The organism is Sulfitobacter sp. R86518, assembly GCF_042466275.1.
GTDB classification, from domain to species: Bacteria; Pseudomonadota; Alphaproteobacteria; order Rhodobacterales; family Rhodobacteraceae; genus Sulfitobacter; species Sulfitobacter pontiacus.
The window spans coordinates 2,580,688-2,597,645 of record NZ_JAXHCA010000005.1; the positions used below are offsets into that span (position 1 = coordinate 2,580,688).

13 protein-coding genes and 2 pseudogenes are annotated in these 16,958 nt (G+C 59.0%); 9 read left to right on the forward strand and 6 right to left on the reverse strand.

The features are described 5' to 3' along the window. Window positions 1–167: 167 nt before the first annotated feature. On the reverse strand, window positions 168–1,373 hold the full coding sequence (locus SJY36_RS13775; RefSeq protein ID WP_386175873.1) for a glycosyltransferase family 4 protein: 1,206 nt from the start codon (window positions 1,371–1,373) through the stop codon (window positions 168–170). Window positions 1,374–1,622: 249 nt separating this feature from the next. On the opposite strand from SJY36_RS13775, the pseudogene SJY36_RS13780 reads away from it, so the two are divergent. Both SJY36_RS13780 and serA read left to right on the forward strand, forming a co-directional pair. After that, a pseudogene (locus SJY36_RS13780) lies at window positions 1,623–2,763 on the forward strand (phosphoserine transaminase). Between the two features lie 81 nt (window positions 2,764–2,844). Further along, window positions 2,845–4,440: a phosphoglycerate dehydrogenase gene (gene serA / locus SJY36_RS13785; protein WP_009825417.1), complete on the forward strand. Its 1,596-nt coding sequence runs from the start codon at window positions 2,845–2,847 to the stop codon at window positions 4,438–4,440. A 153-nt stretch (window positions 4,441–4,593) separates the two neighbouring features. Here serA and tdh read toward each other — a convergent pair whose 3' ends face one another. The 5 genes and pseudogenes from tdh to ubiE all read right to left on the reverse strand — a co-directional run bounded on the left by tdh (window position 4,594) and on the right by ubiE (window position 9,841). Continuing rightward, complete coding sequence (gene tdh, locus SJY36_RS13790) at window positions 4,594–5,637, reverse strand: L-threonine 3-dehydrogenase (protein WP_005850114.1); 1,044 nt, start codon at window positions 5,635–5,637, stop codon at window positions 4,594–4,596. After that, entirely contained in the window at window positions 5,634–6,821 is a 1,188-nt protein-coding gene (locus SJY36_RS13795) for a glycine C-acetyltransferase (protein WP_386175876.1), read from the reverse strand. The genes tdh and SJY36_RS13795 overlap by 4 nt, the downstream gene beginning before the upstream one ends. Window positions 6,822–6,939: 118 nt before the next feature. After that, window positions 6,940–7,506 (reverse strand): helix-turn-helix domain-containing protein, encoded by a 567-nt coding sequence (locus SJY36_RS13800; RefSeq protein ID WP_009825419.1) that lies wholly within the window; start codon window positions 7,504–7,506, stop codon window positions 6,940–6,942. A 45-nt stretch (window positions 7,507–7,551) separates the two neighbouring features. After that, window positions 7,552–9,085: pseudogene (gene ubiB / locus SJY36_RS13805) on the reverse strand (2-polyprenylphenol 6-hydroxylase). A 3-nt stretch (window positions 9,086–9,088) separates the two neighbouring features. Continuing rightward, a complete protein-coding gene (gene ubiE, locus SJY36_RS13810; protein WP_005850121.1) occupies window positions 9,089–9,841 on the reverse strand; it encodes a bifunctional demethylmenaquinone methyltransferase/2-methoxy-6-polyprenyl-1,4-benzoquinol methylase UbiE in 753 nt (250 codons plus the stop codon). 89 nt (window positions 9,842–9,930) lie between these two features. Here ubiE and mutM point away from each other — a divergent pair, with 89 nt between their 5' ends. The 7 genes from mutM to SJY36_RS13845 all read left to right on the forward strand — a co-directional run bounded on the left by mutM (window position 9,931) and on the right by SJY36_RS13845 (window position 16,954). Continuing rightward, window positions 9,931–10,782 carry a bifunctional DNA-formamidopyrimidine glycosylase/DNA-(apurinic or apyrimidinic site) lyase gene (mutM, locus tag SJY36_RS13815; protein ID WP_386175879.1) on the forward strand — a complete coding sequence of 284 codons (852 nt, stop codon included), beginning with the start codon at window positions 9,931–9,933 and terminating at the stop codon, window positions 10,780–10,782. Window positions 10,783–10,846: 64 nt separating this feature from the next. Next, window positions 10,847–11,623 (forward strand): enoyl-CoA hydratase, encoded by a 777-nt coding sequence (locus SJY36_RS13820; protein WP_386175881.1) that lies wholly within the window; start codon window positions 10,847–10,849, stop codon window positions 11,621–11,623. 168 nt (window positions 11,624–11,791) lie between these two features. After that, on the forward strand, window positions 11,792–12,055 hold the full coding sequence (gene rpsT, locus SJY36_RS13825) for a 30S ribosomal protein S20 (protein ID WP_005850127.1): 264 nt from the start codon (window positions 11,792–11,794) through the stop codon (window positions 12,053–12,055). Between the two features lie 525 nt (window positions 12,056–12,580). After that, entirely contained in the window at window positions 12,581–13,939 is a 1,359-nt protein-coding gene (gene dnaA / locus SJY36_RS13830) for a chromosomal replication initiator protein DnaA (protein WP_005850129.1), read from the forward strand. 135 nt (window positions 13,940–14,074) lie between these two features. Beyond that, complete coding sequence (gene dnaN / locus SJY36_RS13835; RefSeq protein ID WP_005850131.1) at window positions 14,075–15,193, forward strand: DNA polymerase III subunit beta; 1,119 nt, start codon at window positions 14,075–14,077, stop codon at window positions 15,191–15,193. Window positions 15,194–15,239: 46 nt separating this feature from the next. After that, window positions 15,240–16,337, forward strand: a complete 1,098-nt coding sequence (gene recF, locus SJY36_RS13840) for a DNA replication/repair protein RecF (RefSeq protein ID WP_386175883.1) — start codon at window positions 15,240–15,242, stop codon at window positions 16,335–16,337. Beyond that, entirely contained in the window at window positions 16,334–16,954 is a 621-nt protein-coding gene (locus SJY36_RS13845; RefSeq protein WP_005850134.1) for a LysE family translocator, read from the forward strand. Before recF ends, SJY36_RS13845 begins: the two co-directional genes overlap by 4 nt. The last annotated feature ends 4 nt before the right edge of the window (window positions 16,955–16,958 follow it).

A 16,958-nucleotide genomic window follows, 5' to 3' on the forward strand; every position in this document is an offset into this window, starting at 1 on the left:
TCAATGGTTATGGGGACAGGCTTACTACGGGGTTAAGGAAAAACATCCAATTTGAATGACTGTGTAGAAAAGCCTTTCATCATGACGTGTTCCAAACGCGAAGACGGCTATAAACCCGTTATACTGCATGATTTAATTTACGGTAAACTATGGTTTGCGCCGGCCACTCAGCGCAGGCGCTTGTCGCAAAGTCGCGTATATGCCGCCAAGAGATGCGGTTCGGACGAAGACCATGCCAGCGCATTCACGACCCTCTCGCGCCCGGCCTTCCCCATCGCCGCTCTTAATGACGGGTCGTCGATGAGCTGTTTAATGCAATCGGCAAATCGAATCGGATCATTTGAAGCCGCGTAGAGGGAGGCCGTTTCGGCGGTGCGCCGTCCTTCGGTCAGGTCGAACTGAACGACAGGTTTGCCCAGCGCCATGTATTCAACCACCTTGTTCATTGATGATATGTCGTTCATCGCATTGCAGGGATCTGGGGCAAGCCCCAGATCTATCGTGTTCAAGGCGTCCACCAAAGCGCGGCCATAAAGTGCGCCGGTAAACGTGAAGTAACCCGTCAGCCCAAGGTCATCGACCTGACGTTTCATGTCAGGCAATGAGGGACCAAAGCCGATAATCAAAAAGTGGATATCGCGCGTACCCGAAGTCACAAGGTGATGCGCCGCGAAAAGCAACAGATCCATCCCCTCCTGCTGTCCAATCACGCCGACATACCCAAGAAGCGTCTTTCCCTCGCGCCGGTATCTCTGCGACCCTGGCCCAGGCGTAAAATCTGTCAGGTTCGGAGCGGAGCGCACAACGAATATGTCATCGTGGCATTTGCCGCCCCGTGTCATCGCGATTTCGCGAAAGCTTTCATTCGGGGATATCACCACGAATGCAGCACGGTAGCTGAGCAATTCACACTTTCGCATGACGTGGTAACCTACGCCTTGTTTGCCAAACTTGGCGACAAAAAGTTCTGGGCAGACATCGTGCTGGTCAAACACATAAGAAACACCCTTGCGTCGGTACCACATGGCAAGAAGGCAGATCAGATCAGGTGGATTGCACCCGTGGATCGCCTGAAAAGGATTTTGCCGCCAAATACGCCGCGCAAGCCGAAACCAATGCCAGATTGCGCTAGCATATTCCCTTGCATATGAAACCGCGCCGCCTCCGGTTTCAGGAGCAGCGGGGTACCGGTAAATATCCACGCCTTCGCGCCGTTCAAATGGCGCAACCCATCCCTGACCCGTGGGCGAAATGATAGAGACCTGGTAGCCCGCGCGGACCAACGTCGTCGCTTCCAGCCAGACCCGGCGATCGAGCGGCACTGGTAGGTTTTCAACCACGATCAAGATATGACGCACGGGCGGTTCGGGCATAGGTCCTTCAACATCAGAATCAGATTGGCCTCCGTTTTGGCAGCCACGGGTGAACATGAAGTTAATTCCGAAGCGCCGTCGCCCTAAGTTGTCTCCAATAGGAAACATCACCGGTTGGTTCAGCCAATTACCCGGTATTTGCATCAATCTTGCTTGATTTGAGGGCTTGCCGCGCCCTTTCGCCCCGCGTATTCCAGCACGTGGGACACCCTTCCCCAACGAAGGGCGCTTATCTGAAAGGGTAGCTACATGGCTATTACGACACCGACCTCGCGGCCCACGAATCCGCGTTTTTCCTCTGGCCCGTGCGCCAAACCCCCCGTTTATGACCTGACCAAGCTTGCGAGCGCGCCTTTGGGGCGTAGCCACCGCGCGGCACCGGGCAAAGCGAAATTGCTTGAAGCAATTGAAACCACCCGCGACATTCTGGGCGTGCCTGCCGACTATAAGATCGGCATCGTTCCGGCGTCTGACACTGGCGCTTATGAAATGGCGATGTGGTCGTTGCTGGGCGAACGCCCTGCGGAAATGGTCGCATGGGAATCCTTCGGCGCAGGCTGGGTGACCGACGCCGTGAAACAGCTCAAGATCGAGCATACGGTACATACCGCGGATTATGGTCAAATTGTCGACATGTCGGCGTTGAACTACGACAACGACGTGTGCTTCACTTGGAACGGGACAACCTCTGGCGTGCGCGTCCCAACGGGCGATGTTATCCCTGCCGACCGCAAGGGGCTGACCCTATGTGATGCGACATCGGCTGCCTTTGCGATGGATCTGCCGTGGGACAAACTGGATGTGACGACATTCAGCTGGCAGAAAGTTCTGGGCGGCGAAGCAGCACATGGCATGCTGATCCTCAGCCCTCGTGCCGTCGAACGGCTTGAAAACTATACGCCTGCTTGGCCCCTGCCCAAGATCTTCCGCCTGACCAAAGGTGGCAAGCTAATCGACGGGATTTTCAAGGGCGAGACGATCAACACGCCTTCGATGCTTTGCGTTGAAGATTACCTGCTGGCGCTTGATTGGGCGAAATCCGTCGGCGGCCTGCAAGGTCTGATCGCGCGCGCCGATGCGAATACGGCAGCGATCACGGATTTTGTGGACACGCATGACTGGATCGAATTCCTTGCGGTTGATCCGGCGACACGGTCGAACACATCGGTCTGCCTGAAATTCAATGACGACCGGATCACAGACGGCGCAGCCTTCGCAAAAGCGGTTGCGAAACGTCTCGCGGACGAGGATGTCGCATTGGACATCGGCGCCTACCGCGATGCCCCTTCCGGTCTGCGGATCTGGTGCGGCGGCACCGTCGAAACCTTCTGACATCCAGGCCATGCTGCCTTGGTTGGAATGGGCTTTCGAAGCCGAGATCAACGCTTAATTTCGGGTTCCCCGCTTGGCGATCACGCCAGGCGGGTGGCTAACCCACGCCCCCCTTCTATTCAAAAAAGGAGCGCCAATCATGGCCCCCAAAGTGCTTATTTCCGACAAACTCTCGGACGCCGCCGTTCAAATCTTCAAAGACCGCGGTATTGACGTCGACTTCCAACCCGATCTTGGCAAAGACAAGGACAAGCTTGCCGCTGTGATCGGCGATTACGACGGGCTCGCCATCCGGTCCGCGACGAAAGTGACCGAAAAGATCCTCGCCAATGCGACCAACCTCAAGGTGATCGCCCGCGCCGGTATCGGCACCGATAACATCGACAAGGATGCGGCCTCGAAAAAGGGTGTCATCGTCATGAACACCCCCTTCGGCAACATGATCACCACGGCAGAACACGCGATTGCGATGATGTTCGCCGTTGCCCGCCAAATCCCCGAGGCATCGGCCTCCACCCATGCCGGCAAATGGGAAAAGTCCAAATTCATGGGGGTCGAGCTTACGGGCAAGACCCTTGGCGTAATCGGCGCCGGCAACATCGGCGGCATCGTCTGCGATCGCGCCCGCGGGCTGAAGATGAAAGTCGCGGCCTATGACCCCTTCCTGAGCGAAGAAAAAGCCAAGAAGATGGGTGTCGAGAAAGTCGAGCTGGACGATCTGCTGGCGCGCGCGGACTTCATCACGTTGCACGTGCCTTACACGGATCAAACCGCAAATATCCTGTCCAAGGAAGCCTTGGCGAAAACCAAAAAAGGTGTGCGGATCATCAACTGTGCCCGCGGCGGTCTGGTCGACGAAGAAGCATTGGCCGAAGCGCTGAAATCCGGCCATGTCGCTGGCGCAGCCTTCGACGTGTTCAAGGAAGAGCCCGCGACCGAAAACCCGCTGTTCGGCCTACCCAACGTCGTCTGCACCCCCCACCTTGGGGCCGCCACGACGGAAGCGCAGGAAAACGTGGCACTTCAGGTCGCTGAACAGATGTCCGACTACCTGCTGACTGGTGCCGTCACAAACGCCCTGAACATGCCGTCCGTCACCGCCGAAGAGGCAAAGGTCATGGGCCCGTGGATCACTTTGGCGGGTCACCTTGGGGCCTTCATTGGCCAGATGACGGATGAAGCCGTGAAGGCGATCAACATCCTTTACGACGGTCAGGTGTCCGAGATGAACCTGAACGCGCTGAACTGCGCGGTCGTGGCGGGCATCATGAAACGTGCCAACCCCGACGTGAACATGGTCAGCGCCCCCGTTGTTGCGCGCGAAAAAGGCATCCAGATCAGCACCACCAATCAGGACAAATCCGGTGTCTTCGACGGCTATGTGAAAGTGACCGTTGTCACCGAGAAACGTGAACGGTCGATCGCGGGCACCGTGTTCTCGGATGGCAAACCACGCTTCATCCAGATCAAAGGCATCAATATTGAAGCCGAAGTTGGTGCGCATATGCTTTACACCACCAACAACGACGTGCCCGGGATCATCGGGACGCTGGGTCAGACCCTGGGTGCAAACGACGTGAACATCGCGAACTTCACCCTCGGCCGGTCCACCGCCAAAGGGGAGGCGATTGCCTTGCTCTATATTGACGGCCCTCTGCCCGAGAAAGCGCTGAAAGACCTGCGTGATACAGGTCTGTTCAAACAGGTCAAAGAGCTCGAATTCGAAGTCGCCTAAGACCCACAGCGCATCAAGGAAACGCAAAGCGCCCCCATCACCGGGGGCGCTTTTGTTTTGCCTGCTTTCAATTGGCCTAAATCCCGGGGGAGCAGCCAAAGGCTGCGGGGGCAGCGCCCCTACAGGCTCACCCCTACCGCTGCCCCCGACGCATCACGCGCCGGTCCAGTCCAGCACCACTTTGCCAGAGGCCCCCGATTTCATCGTCGCAAATCCCGTCTGGAAGTCGTCGACGTCAAAACGATGGGTGATGATCTCACTCACGTCCAAGCCGTTCTCCAGCATGGCGATCATCTTGTACCACGTCTCGAAGATCTCGCGGCCATAGACCCCTTTGACGGTGATCGCCTTGAACACGATGCGCGACCAGTCGACGGGCGATTTGCCCGGCGGGATGCCCAGCATCGCGATCCGCCCGCCCATGGTCATTGCCTCTACCATCTGATCCAGTGCTACCTGATTGCCCGACATCTCCATCCCGACGTCGAAGCCCTGTTTCATCTTCAGCCGCGCGATGACATCGGCAAGGTCTTCGTGACGCACGTCGACGGGGACGACATCGGCGACCTTAGCGGCGAGCTCTAGCCGGGCGGGATTCACATCCGTGATCACCACATGACGCGCGCCGACGTGGCGGGCGACCGCTGCGGCCATGATACCGATGGGGCCTGCACCGGTGATCAGCACATCTTCCCCCACCAGATCAAAGCTCAGCGCGGTGTGTACCGCATTACCAAGCGGGTCGAGGATCGCTCCGATATCGTCCGAGATCGTGTCGGGCAGCGGGACGACATTGAACGCGGGCAGCCGCAGATATTGCGCGAAGGCACCTTGTTCATTCACGCCGATACCACGCGTGGCGGGATCAAGGTGGAACTTGCCGGACCGCGACTGGCGCGAGGTTTTTCCGATCAGATGCCCCTCGCCCGAGCAGCGCTGCCCGATGGTCAGATCCGTGACATTGCGGCCCAGTTCCACAATCTCTCCGGCAAATTCATGGCCGGTGATCAGCGGGACAGGCACGGTATTCTGCGCCCATTCATCCCAGTTCCAGATGTGGATATCCGTGCCACAAATGCCGGTTTTGTTGATCTTGATCAGCACGTCATCCGGCCCGATTTCCGGCACCGGCGCGCGGGTCATCCACAGCCCCTCGCGGGGCTCGGACTTACATAGCGCCTTCATTTCGTTGCTCATGACAGAACCCCACAGGCTTTGCCCGCCACCTTGAAGGCTTCGAGCGCGCGGTCGAGCTCATCGCGGGTCAGCGCGGCATTCATCTGGGTGCGGATGCGGGCCTGACCGCGGGGCACAACGGGAAAGAAAAAGCCGCTGACATAGACGCCTTCCTCGAACAGGCGCGCTGCCATATCCTGCGCCAACTGCGCCTCGCCCAGCATCACGGGGATGATCGGATGTTCACCGGGCAGCAGGTCAAAGCCGAGATTGGTCAGCCCCTCGCGCCAGTATTTCGCGTTCTCGAACAGTTGCGTGCGACGATCGTCCCCTTGTTCGACCAGTTCAAGCGCCTTGATCCCGGCCATGACAATCGACGGCGGCAGTGAATTCGAGAAGAGATAGGGCCGCGCGCGTTGGCGCAGCAGGTCGATCACCGGCTGCGGCCCTGCGATATAGCCGCCGATGGCCCCGCCAAGCGCCTTGCCCAAGGTGCCTGTCAGGATATCCACGTCAACCCCGAAGTGCGCTGGCGTGCCCTCCCCCTTCGGGCCCATAAAGCCTGTCGCGTGGCAGTCGTCGACCATCACCAGCGCTTCGTACTTCTCGGCCAGTTTGGTGATTTCGGGCAGTTTCGCCAGATAGCCGTCCATGCTGAACACGCCGTCGGTTGCGATCATGATAAACCGCGCGCCTTCCTCGCGGGCGAGCTTGAGCTGCCCTTCTAGGTCGTCCATGTCCGAGTTGGCATAGCGGTAGCGTTTGGCTTTGCACAGGCGGATGCCGTCGATGATCGAGGCGTGATTCAGACTGTCCGAAACGATGGCGTCCTCTGGCCCGAACAGGGGCTCAAACAGCCCGCCGTTGGCGTCAAAGCAAGCCGCGAAGAGGATAGAATCGTCTTTCCCGAGGAAGGCAGCCAGCTTTTGCTCCAGCTCGCGGTGGATGTCCTGTGTACCACAGATAAAACGGACAGAGGCCATGCCGAACCCCTTGGGGTCCATCGCGTCACAGGCAGCGGCGATGAGATCGGGGTGGTCTGCCAGCCCCAGATAGTTGTTTGCGCAAAGATTGATCACCTGACGCCCGCCCACCGTGATCTCACCGGATTGGGGCGAGGTGATCATGCGTTCTTGCTTCATCATACCGTCCGCGGCGATGCCGGACAGGGTGGCGTTGACGTGATCTAGGTAGGCTTGGGTCATGATAGAACTCCTTTTCTCAGGTGAGTTCTATCATATCGGACACGGTTCCGAAATAGAGGAAATCCATTATAGCGGATTTTTTCCTATATCGTGGATATCACCTCATAGCCCAGAGCGGTCAGGCGTCCTGCACGACCAGAAAAGCCCGCACAGGGCCATCTGTCGCAGCGATCCGGTGCGGGACATCTGCGGGATAACGTGCCGTGTCGCCAGCGTGGACAGTGCCAACGGCATCGCCGCTCCGCAGCTCTACCGTGCCTTGCGACACGGTCAGATGCTCGCGCGCGCCGCGGGTATGGGGCTGGCTGTCCAGCATGCCGCCTGCGTCGATCAACAGTTCGTAAACCTCGTGTTTGCCTGCCTCTTCGGGGGGCGACAGGATGCGGATGCGGCAGCCGGAGCCGAGATTGTTGATCGTCGGCACCTCAGCCGCGCGCAAAACCTCGATCTGCGCGGGCGTTGGCGCGCTGTCCAGAAGGCCCGCGAAATCCACCTGTAGCGCACGGGTCAGGTTCCACAGGGTGGCGATGGTGGGGCTGCTTTCACCGCGTTCGATCTGGCTGACCATGGACCGTGACACGCCCGAAAGCTTGGCCACCGCATCAAGGCTCAGGCCCTGAGCGGTGCGCGCGGCCTTCAGGCGGGCGGGAAGTTGCGTCAGTATAGCGTCTGGATTATCCGTCATGCCGGATAGATGGGCCGCAGCGCGCCCCTTTGTCAATGGCAGGCGCTAGCTGAGCGCCTGTAAAATCGCGATAATCCCCGTCGCCGTCCCTGCCCCGACAATGGCGGAAAGGATGATCCACCGGCGGAATGCCGGACGTTGTGGCGGTGTTTCGTCTTGCTGCCGGATCAACGCGTTTTCGACAAGCGCAGGCAGACGCGGGCCAAAACGGGCGAGGACCATCGCGGTCTTGCTCAGATCCTTGATCACGGCACGGGGGCCGATGGACTTAGAGATGTAGTCCGTCACGATCGGGTTCGACACTTCCCAGATGTTGATATGCGGGTTGAGCGAACGGGCGACGCCCTCGACGACGACCATGGTGCGCTGTAGCAAGATCAGCTCTGTCCGTGTTTCCATGCCGAAACGTTCCGTGACCTCGAACAGGTAGGTCAGCAGCCGCGCCATCGAAATGCGGGTCGCGTCCATGCCAAAGATAGGCTCCCCCACGGCGCGCAGGGCGCGGGCGAATTCGTCGACATCCTTGTCGGCAGGCACGTAGCCCGCTTCGAAATGCACCTTCTGCCACCCGTTTGTAATCCTTGCGGATAAAGCCGAACAGGATCTCGGCATATACGCGGCGGGTGTATTCATCGATGTGGCCCATAATGCCGAAATCATAGGCGATAATATCGCCGTTCGGCGCGACCTTGAGGTTGCCCTGATGCATATCCGCGTGGAAATACCCGTCGCGCAGCGCGTGGTTCAGGAACAGCTGCAACACGCGGTCGCCAAGCGCCACACGGTCATGGCCCGCAGCATCAATCGCGGCGTTGTCGCCCATCGGGACGCCATCTGCCCAGCCCAGGGTCATGACGCGGCGGGCAGAATATTCCCATTTGATCGCAGGCAGTTGGAAGCCGGCATCGCCCTTGGTGTTCGCCGCAAATTCCGACGCGGCGGAGGATTCGAGCCGCAGATCCAGCTCGCCCCGCACCACACCATCGAAATGTTCGATCACCTCCATCGGGCGCAAGCGGCGCGATCCGGGCGAGAAAAGCTCGACCATTCGCGCGGCAAGATAGAAGGCATCGACATCCTTGCGAAAGGCTTTCTCGATCCCCGGACGCAGCACTTTGACAGCGACGTCTTCCTGCGTTTCGGCGATGGTGGCGCGGTGCACCTGCGCGATAGAGGCAGCGGCGACGGGAGCGCTAAAATCAGAGAATATCGCATCGACCGGCAGGCCGAGCTCTTTTTCGACTTCTGCCTTGGCCTGTTCGATGGAAAACGGCGGCAGCTTGTCTTGCAGCACGCGCAGTTGCACGGCCAGCTCGTCGCCCACGACATCGGGGCGGGTAGAGAGCACCTGACCGAACTTGATGTAGGCAGGGCCAAGCGCGGTGAGCGCACGGGTCGCGGGCGGCATGGACGGATCACCGGCATAGCCCAGAAACTTGAACGGTTTGCCAAGCGCCTTGGCGACAAAGCGCAACGCGGGCGTTGCATCAAAGGCGTCCAGCACGACATTCATCGCGCCGGTCCGCTCCAAAGTTGCACCGGTGCGGATCAACCGCCAGATATTATGAGGTCCGCGCATGGGTTAAATCTTCCAACCAGAATGAAGCGCCGCGATCCCCAGCGACAGGTTCCGGTATTTCGCCTGCCCAAAGCCCGCGGTGCGCAGCATGCCGAGGAAGGTTTCCTGATCAGGGAAGTTTCGGATCGATTCCACGAGGTACTGATAGCTGTCGCGGTCGTTCGCGATCATCTGCCCCATGCGGGGGATGACGTTAAAGCTATAAAGATCATAGGCTTTCTGCATCATCGGGTTGGGCAGCTGGCTGAATTCAAGCACCATGAGACGCCCGCCGGGACGCAGCACGCGGTAGGCTTCGTTCAGCGCTTCTTGGGGGCGGGTGACGTTCCGGATGCCAAAGCTGATGGTATAGACGTCAAAGGTATTATCCTCGAACGGCAGCGCCATGGCGTCGCCGACGACCCAATCAAGGCTATCGGCCATCGCTGCGGCCTCTGCCCGTTTGCGCCCTTCGACCAGCATCGGTTCGGTCAGATCCAGAACGGTGGCGTGGCCCGATCCGGCACGGCCCAGAAACTTGAACGACACATCGCCGGTCCCCCCGGCGACATCCAGCAGCTTTTGACCGGCGCGCGGTGCCAGCCAATCCATCATCGCCTCTTTCCAGACGCGGTGGATGCCGACGCTCATCACATCGTTCATGATGTCGTATTTGCTGGCCACAGAGTTAAAGACACCCTGCACGCGCCCGGCCTTGTCGCTTTCGGCTACGGTTTCAAATCCGAAATGAGTGGTTTTGTCGCTGTCGTTTGTCATGGGGTCTTGTAGTCCTTTGATCTGCACCTTTGTTATAGGGCGCGAGGGGGCAGGTACAATGCGCCCCTTTTGTCACAGGGGAAACAACCATGCCTGAGTTGCCAGAGGTCGAAACAGTGCGTCGCGGTCTATCCCCCGTGATGGAGGGTGAGGTGATCGCCCGCGCCGAGGTAAATCGCCCCGATCTGCGCTGGCCTTTCCCCCCAGATATGGCGGCACGGCTGACAGGACAACGGGTGACCCAGTTGCGGCGGCGGTCAAAATATATCCTCGCCGATCTGTCGTCGGGGGAATCGCTGCTGGTGCATCTGGGGATGTCGGGGCGGATGCTGATCTCGGGCGATCCATTGGGGCAGTTCGTGCATGACCACCCTGCCCCCGAGAAACACGACCATGTGGTGTTTCATATGGGCAACGGTGCGCGGGTGACCTTTAACGACCCGCGCCGCTTTGGCGCGATGGACTTGTTGGACACTGCAAGCGCTGACAGCCACAAGCTGCTGTCGTCGATCGGGCCGGAGCCTTTGGGCAATGACTTTAACGAAGACCACCTGATTGCCGCGCTCAGGGGAAAGAATACCCCGATCAAGACCGCGCTACTGGACCAGCGGATCGTGGCGGGGCTGGGAAATATCTATGTCTGCGAAACCCTTTACCGTGCGGGCATCCACCCTGCGCGCAAGGCAGGGCGGATCGCGGCGAAACGGGTGGGCAGCTTGGTCCCGATCATCCGCGATGTGCTGAACGAGGCGATCACCGCAGGCGGGTCCACCTTACGCGATTTCAAACGCGCGGACGGTGAATTGGGCTATTTCCAGCACAGCTTTGACGTGTACGGCCGCGAGGCAGAACCCTGCCGCAGTGAAGGCTGCACCCATCAGATTGCACGAATTGTCCAGTCGGGGCGGTCTTCCTTCTACTGCCCGCAATGCCAAAGATAACTTGAAACACCCCACCCCCGTGGTATGCACATCTTTCAAAGCGTAACAAACGAGAGCATTCTTGATGGCTTATGAAACGATCACGGTCGACGTCGACAACCACATCGCGCTTGTCACGCTGAACCGTCCCGATGCGATGAACGCACTGAATGACCAGCTGATGACAGAGCTGGCCGATGCGTTGAAATCGGCTCAGGAAAACGAAAAAGTCCGCTGCATCGTGATCACCGGCTCGGAAAAGGCTTTTGCCGCCGGTGCCGATATCGCCATGATGCGCAACAAAAGCTTCGTCGATGTCTTTGCCGGTGACCTTTTCACCCCCGAGACAGACCAGATCATGCGCGTGCGCAAACCCATCATTGCCGCTGTGTCGGGCTATGCCCTTGGCGGCGGCTGCGAACTGGCGATGATGTGTGACTTTATCATCTGTTCCGAAAGCGCAAAATTCGGGCAGCCTGAAATTAACCTTGGCGTTGTTGCAGGTATTGGCGGCACGCAGCGCCTGACCCGCGCCATCGGCAAATCCAAAGCGATGGACATGAACCTGACTGGCCGCTTCATGGATGCCGCCGAGGCAGAGCGTGCGGGCCTTGTATCGCGCGTCGTCCCCGTCAAGAAACTGATGGAAGAAGCCATGGCCGCCGCCGCCAAGATCGCCGAGAAATCGATGATCTCGACCATGGTGGTAAAGGAAGCCGTGAACCGGTCGTTCGAAGTGCCCCTGCGCGAGGGCCTGCTGTTTGAGCGTCGTATTTTCCATTCGCTGTTCGCGACGGAAGACCAAAAAGAAGGCATGTCAGCCTTCCTTGAAAAGCGCGAAGCGCAGTTCCGGGACAAGTAAATGGCTTTGCGGGTTTGCATTGCGTGTCGGGTTGGACTATAGGCAGCCCTAATACATGCGCGTGCAGCCCGCTCTGGCTAGAATCACCTTATCGGATATCGGTTCCGGTCGTTGGGTTTGTGTCGCGTATTTGCAATTTGAACATACCCAAGATGAAGGCTGATCCTCATGGCAAACACACCTCAGGCTAAAAAACGCGCCCGCCAGAACGAAGCACGTTTCCAAATCAACAAAGCACGTCGTTCGCGCATCCGTACCTTCCTGCGCAAAGTCGAAGAAGCCATCGCATCCGGCGACAAAGAAGCAGCAACTGCCGCTCTGCGCGCCGCTCAGCCCGAGCTGATGCGCGGTGTGACAAAAGGCGTTTTCCACAAGAACACAGCGTCGCGCAAAATGTCGCGTCTGGCGTCGCGGGTCAAAGCACTGGGCTAAGCCCAGTTGACCTAACGTCATCTTTTACAACTTAAAAGCACCGCTTCGGCGGTGCTTTTTTTGTTTCTGTAGCACTCGCATCACGGGAATGAGATTCTTTTGCACCAATCTCTGAGTCAAGTTTGAAGATGTGTTGTATCAGTCCGACCGAGATTGCTAACACTATCAAACGCGATTCACTTCGCTTGGGGGGACAGGCCCGAACGGTTCGAGATATTTGATAGAATATCGAACATCCGCCGGGGAAATTTGGATGGTCTTGCTAGGGGCCACCTGACGTCTGCAGATGCTGCTGCCAGCACATTTGCCCTGTCTTTTTAAAAACGACGAACGGTGTGTTCGGCAGCGACGTTTGGCGATTTGCTTCGCCAACGCACGCGTCAGGCATGCCTTATGTAAAAATGTCCGAAGGACGGCGGGCCGGTTCTCTGTGTGGGACCGGGTAAACGGTCTGTTGTCTTTTGACTGGGTAAAATAGCGTTTCAGTATGTGCTGAAGCGATCAAAGAATGGGACGGCAGGGCGCATGATGCAGGCAGAATGGACGACAATTCGGGACCGGCTTTTAAAGACGGTTGGACAGAACAACTTTACTACCTGGATTGACCCGCTGACTGTTGGCCCCATCGAAGACGGCATTTGCACGTTGTTCGTACCGACCAATTTCTTTGGCAATTATGTCAGCCAGAACTTCGCCGATCTGCTGCTGCATGAAATGCAGTCCGAAGACATCAGCATCAGCCGTCTGAAATTCGCGGTCGCCCCACAGGACAAGCCCGCCGCCATTGATCCTGCCCCAGCCCGCCCCAAGCCCGCCGCCGCAGCCCAGCCTGCGAACAGCCAGATCAACGCCGCCCCGCTTGACGCCCGCTTTAGCTTTGACAACTTTGTGGTCGGCAAACCCAACGAACTGGCCCACGCCGCCGCACGTCGCGTTGCCGAAGGTGGCCCCGTCACCTTCAACCCGTTGTTTCTTTATGGTGGTGTCGGCTTGGGCAAAACCCACTTGATGCACGCCATTGCGCAAGAGCTTCAGGTTCGCAAACCCGAACTGAACGTGCTGTATCTGTCGGCTGAACAATTCATGTATCGCTTCGTGCAAGCGCTGCGTGATCGCAAGATGATGGACTTCAAGGAAATCTTCCGCTCGGTCGACGTGCTGATGGTGGACGATGTTCAGTTCATCGCGGGCAAGGACAGCACGCAAGAAGAATTCTTTCACACGTTCAACGCCCTCGTGGATCAGAACAAACAGATCATCATTTCCGCAGACCGCGCCCCGGGCGAGATCAAGGATCTTGAGGATCGCGTAAAATCGCGCCTGCAATGCGGTCTGGTTGTTGACCTGCATCCGACCGACTACGAACTGCGTCTTGGCATTCTGCAAAACAAGGTGGAAGCGCAGCGCAAGAACTACCCCGGTCTTGAGGTCGAAGCTGGCGTGCTCGAGTTTCTGGCGCATCGCATCACCACCAACGTCCGTGTGCTGGAAGGCGCGTTGACCCGTCTGTTCGCCTTTGCTTCGCTTGTCGGCCGCGAGATCAACATGGACCTGACGCAGGATTGTCTGGCCGACGTACTGCGTGCCTCTGAACGCAAAGTCAGCGTCGAAGAGATCCAGCGCAAAGTGTCCGAGCATTACAACATCCGCCTCAGCGATATGGTCGGCCCCAAGCGTCTGCGCAGCTATGCCCGCCCGCGTCAGGTCGCCATGTATCTGTGCAAGAAAATGACCAGCCGTTCATTGCCCGAAATTGGCCGCCGTTTTGGCGGGCGCGACCACACGACCGTTATGCACGGCGTGAAACGTATCGAAGAGCTCAAGCAGAACGACGGTCAGATCGCCGAAGATCTGGAACTGCTGCGCCGCTCTCTCGAGGCTTAAGAGCACCAGCTTGCACAGAAGACACGCGAGGGCCTTGACGGGCCTTCGTTTCGTGCTGAAAAGTCAACAAAACTCTTGTGAATACATTGGTATCGGGTAGTTTGCCCTCCCGGACTGCCGGAATGGAGATGGCATATGAAATTCAGCATTGAACGCGCCGCGCTGCTTAAGGCCGTATCACAGGCCCAATCCGTGGTAGAGCGCCGCAATACCATCCCAATCCTCGCCAACGTGCTGATCGAGGCCGAAGGCTCTGACGCGTCGTTCCGCGCGACCGATCTGGATATCGAAGTGGTCGACAAGGCCGCGGCGCAGGTCGAACGTGCCGGTGCGACCACGGTTTCCGCGACCACATTGCATGAGATCGTGCGCAAGCTGCCTGATGGCGCGTTGATCAGCCTGACCGCCGACAGCGCCGCGGGGCGTCTGACCGTCGAAGCAGGCCGGTCCAACTTCTCGCTCGCGACATTGCCGCGCGAAGATTTCCCCGTCATGGCGACTTCTGAATACCAGTCGAACTTCAAGGCCCCTGCCCCCGTGCTGCGCCGTCTGTTCGACAAATCCAAATTCGCCATCTCGACCGAAGAAACACGGTACTATCTGAACGGCGTTTACATGCATATTTCGGACAGCGAAGGCAGCAAGGTGCTGCGCTGCGTTGCCACCGATGGCCACCGTCTGGCCCGCATCGACGCGCCCATGCCTGAGGGTGCCGCCGAAATGCCCGGCGTGATCGTGCCCCGCAAAACCGTGGGCGAGCTGCGCAAGCTGCTGGACGACGACGATATGGAAATCGCCGTTTCCGTGTCCGAGACCAAGATCCGCTTTGCCACACCGGACATCACGCTGACCTCCAAGGTCATCGACGGGACGTTCCCCGACTACACCCGCGTGATCCCGCAGGGCAACACCCGCAAGATGGAAGTCGACGCCAGCGATTTCGCCCGCGCCGTGGACCGTGTTGCGACCGTAAGCTCCGAACGGTCCCGCGCCGTCAAGCTGCAACTGGACGAAGATCGTCTGGTGCTGTCCGTCAACGCGCCTGACAGCGGTGCCGCCGAGGAAGAACTGGTCGTCGCCTATGCCGACGAACGGCTGGAGATCGGGTTTAACGCGAAATACCTGCTTGAGATCGCAAGCCAGGTGGATCGTGAAAACGCCGTGTTCCTGTTCAACTCCTCCGGTGATCCGACGTTGATGCGCGAAGGCAATGATATGTCTGCGGTCTATGTCGTTATGCCGATGCGTGTGTGACGCTGACCGGCTACGTCGAACATCTTAACGCATTCATACCAATCGTATGAGCGGCCTTTACCTCTCCCAGCTGACGCTGTCGCATTTTCGCTCGCATAAACGTGCGGTGATCGATTGCGACGCGCGGCCTGTGTCTATTTTCGGGCCCAATGGCGCGGGAAAAACCAATATTCTGGAAGCCGTGTCTTTGTTGTCCCCCGGCCGCGGCCTGCGCCGGTCAAGCGCGTCGGATATGACGCGCCGGCCAGAGGCGCTTGGCTGGAAGATCACCGCACATCTACACAGTCTGGGCCAGATCCACGAGGTCGAGATCTGGTCAGAGGCGGGGGCCGCACGGCAGGTGCGGATTGACGGCAAGGCGACGGCGCAGACCGGATTAGGGCGCATTGCGCGGGTGCTCTGGCTGATCCCGTCGATGGACCGTCTGTGGATCGAAGGCGCCGAAGGTCGCCGCCGTTTTCTTGACCGCATGACGCTCAGCTTTCTGCCTGACCATGCAGATCAGTCGCTTGCCTATGAAAAGGCCATGCGCGAACGCAACCGCCTGCTGAAGGATATGGTGCGCGAACCGTCGTGGTATGTCGCGCTGGAACAGCAAATGGCCGAGGCCGGAAGCGCGATCCACGCCAACCGTGTTGCCGCCTTGCAAGCCATCACCGAGGCGCAGGCGCAGGCAGAGACCGCCTTTCCCACCGCGACGCTTGATCTGATCTGCGACATGCCCACCACCGCCGAGGGGTTGCGTCAGGCGCTCGCCGACAACCGGATGCGGGATCTGTCAGCGGGACGGACCCTGATCGGACCGCATCGCGCCGATCTTGAAGGGGTCTATGCCGCCAAGGACGTGCCCGCGCGTGATTGTTCAACCGGAGAGCAGAAGGCCCTGCTGGTGTCGCTGATCCTTGCGAACGCCCGCGCATTGGCCACTGATTTCGGCGCACCGCCTCTGCTGTTGCTGGACGAGGTCGCCGCCCATTTAGACGCCGACCGCCGCGCCGCGCTCTATGACGAACTATGCGCCCTTGGTGCCCAAGCCTGGATGACCGGTACCGGAGAAGAGCTGTTCGACACGCTCGGCCCCCGCGCCCAACGGCTTGAGGTGACAAAGTCCCTCGGCCTTTCAACTGCAAGGATGCTTTCATGACCATCGCCCTGCCCGATCTGCTGCTGTACTGCGGCGCGTTGGTGATCCTGTTTCTGACCCCGGGCCCTGTCTGGCTTGCAATTATGGCACGCGCGCTGTCGGGCGGGTTTGGCGCGGCTTGGCCGCTCGCCCTTGGGGTCGCGATCGGTGATATGCTCTGGCCGCTGGTGGCGGTGCTTGGCATCAGCTGGATCCTGTCGGTGTTTGATATGTTCATGCTTGGCATGCGCTGGATCGCCTGCGCCGTGTTCCTGATCATGGGCGTGTTGCTGATCCGCCATGCCGACGCCAAGATCGACCGCGACAACCGTCTGACCCGCCCCGGCGCATGGGCCGGTTTCGGTGCCGGGCTGTTGGCCATTCTGGGCAACCCAAAGGCCGTTCTGTTCTATATCGGTGTGCTGCCGGGCTTCTTTGATCTGCGCCATGTCACGGCATTGGACGTCGGCGCGATCATCGCCGCATCCGTCGCGATCCCGCTGTTCGGGAACCTCGCGATCGCCGCTTTAGTGGGCAAATTGCGCGGCCTGATGACCGACCCGGCGACCCTGAAACGCATCAACATCGTGGCCGGTGCGCTGCTGATCTGCGTAGGTTTGCTCATCCCCTTCGTCTAACGCA

Coding starts and splice junctions, on each gene's coding strand:
- recF (WP_386175883.1), top strand. CDS start 15,240: ATGAGCGGCCTTTACCTCTCCCAGCTGACGCTGTCGCATTTTCGCTCG.
- dnaA (WP_005850129.1), top strand. CDS start 12,581: ATGATGCAGGCAGAATGGACGACAATTCGGGACCGGCTTTTAAAGACG.
- mutM (WP_386175879.1), top strand. CDS start 9,931: ATGCCTGAGTTGCCAGAGGTCGAAACAGTGCGTCGCGGTCTATCCCCC.
- rpsT (WP_005850127.1), top strand. CDS start 11,792: ATGGCAAACACACCTCAGGCTAAAAAACGCGCCCGCCAGAACGAAGCA.
- SJY36_RS13775 (WP_386175873.1), bottom strand. CDS start 1,373: ATGCCCGAACCGCCCGTGCGTCATATCTTGATCGTGGTTGAAAACCTA.
- SJY36_RS13800 (WP_009825419.1), bottom strand. CDS start 7,506: ATGACGGATAATCCAGACGCTATACTGACGCAACTTCCCGCCCGCCTG.
- SJY36_RS13795 (WP_386175876.1), bottom strand. CDS start 6,821: ATGACCCAAGCCTACCTAGATCACGTCAACGCCACCCTGTCCGGCATC.
- dnaN (WP_005850131.1), top strand. CDS start 14,075: ATGAAATTCAGCATTGAACGCGCCGCGCTGCTTAAGGCCGTATCACAG.
- serA (WP_009825417.1), top strand. CDS start 2,845: ATGGCCCCCAAAGTGCTTATTTCCGACAAACTCTCGGACGCCGCCGTT.
- SJY36_RS13845 (WP_005850134.1), top strand. CDS start 16,334: ATGACCATCGCCCTGCCCGATCTGCTGCTGTACTGCGGCGCGTTGGTG.
- SJY36_RS13820 (WP_386175881.1), top strand. CDS start 10,847: ATGGCTTATGAAACGATCACGGTCGACGTCGACAACCACATCGCGCTT.
- tdh (WP_005850114.1), bottom strand. CDS start 5,637: ATGAGCAACGAAATGAAGGCGCTATGTAAGTCCGAGCCCCGCGAGGGG.
- ubiE (WP_005850121.1), bottom strand. CDS start 9,841: ATGACAAACGACAGCGACAAAACCACTCATTTCGGATTTGAAACCGTA.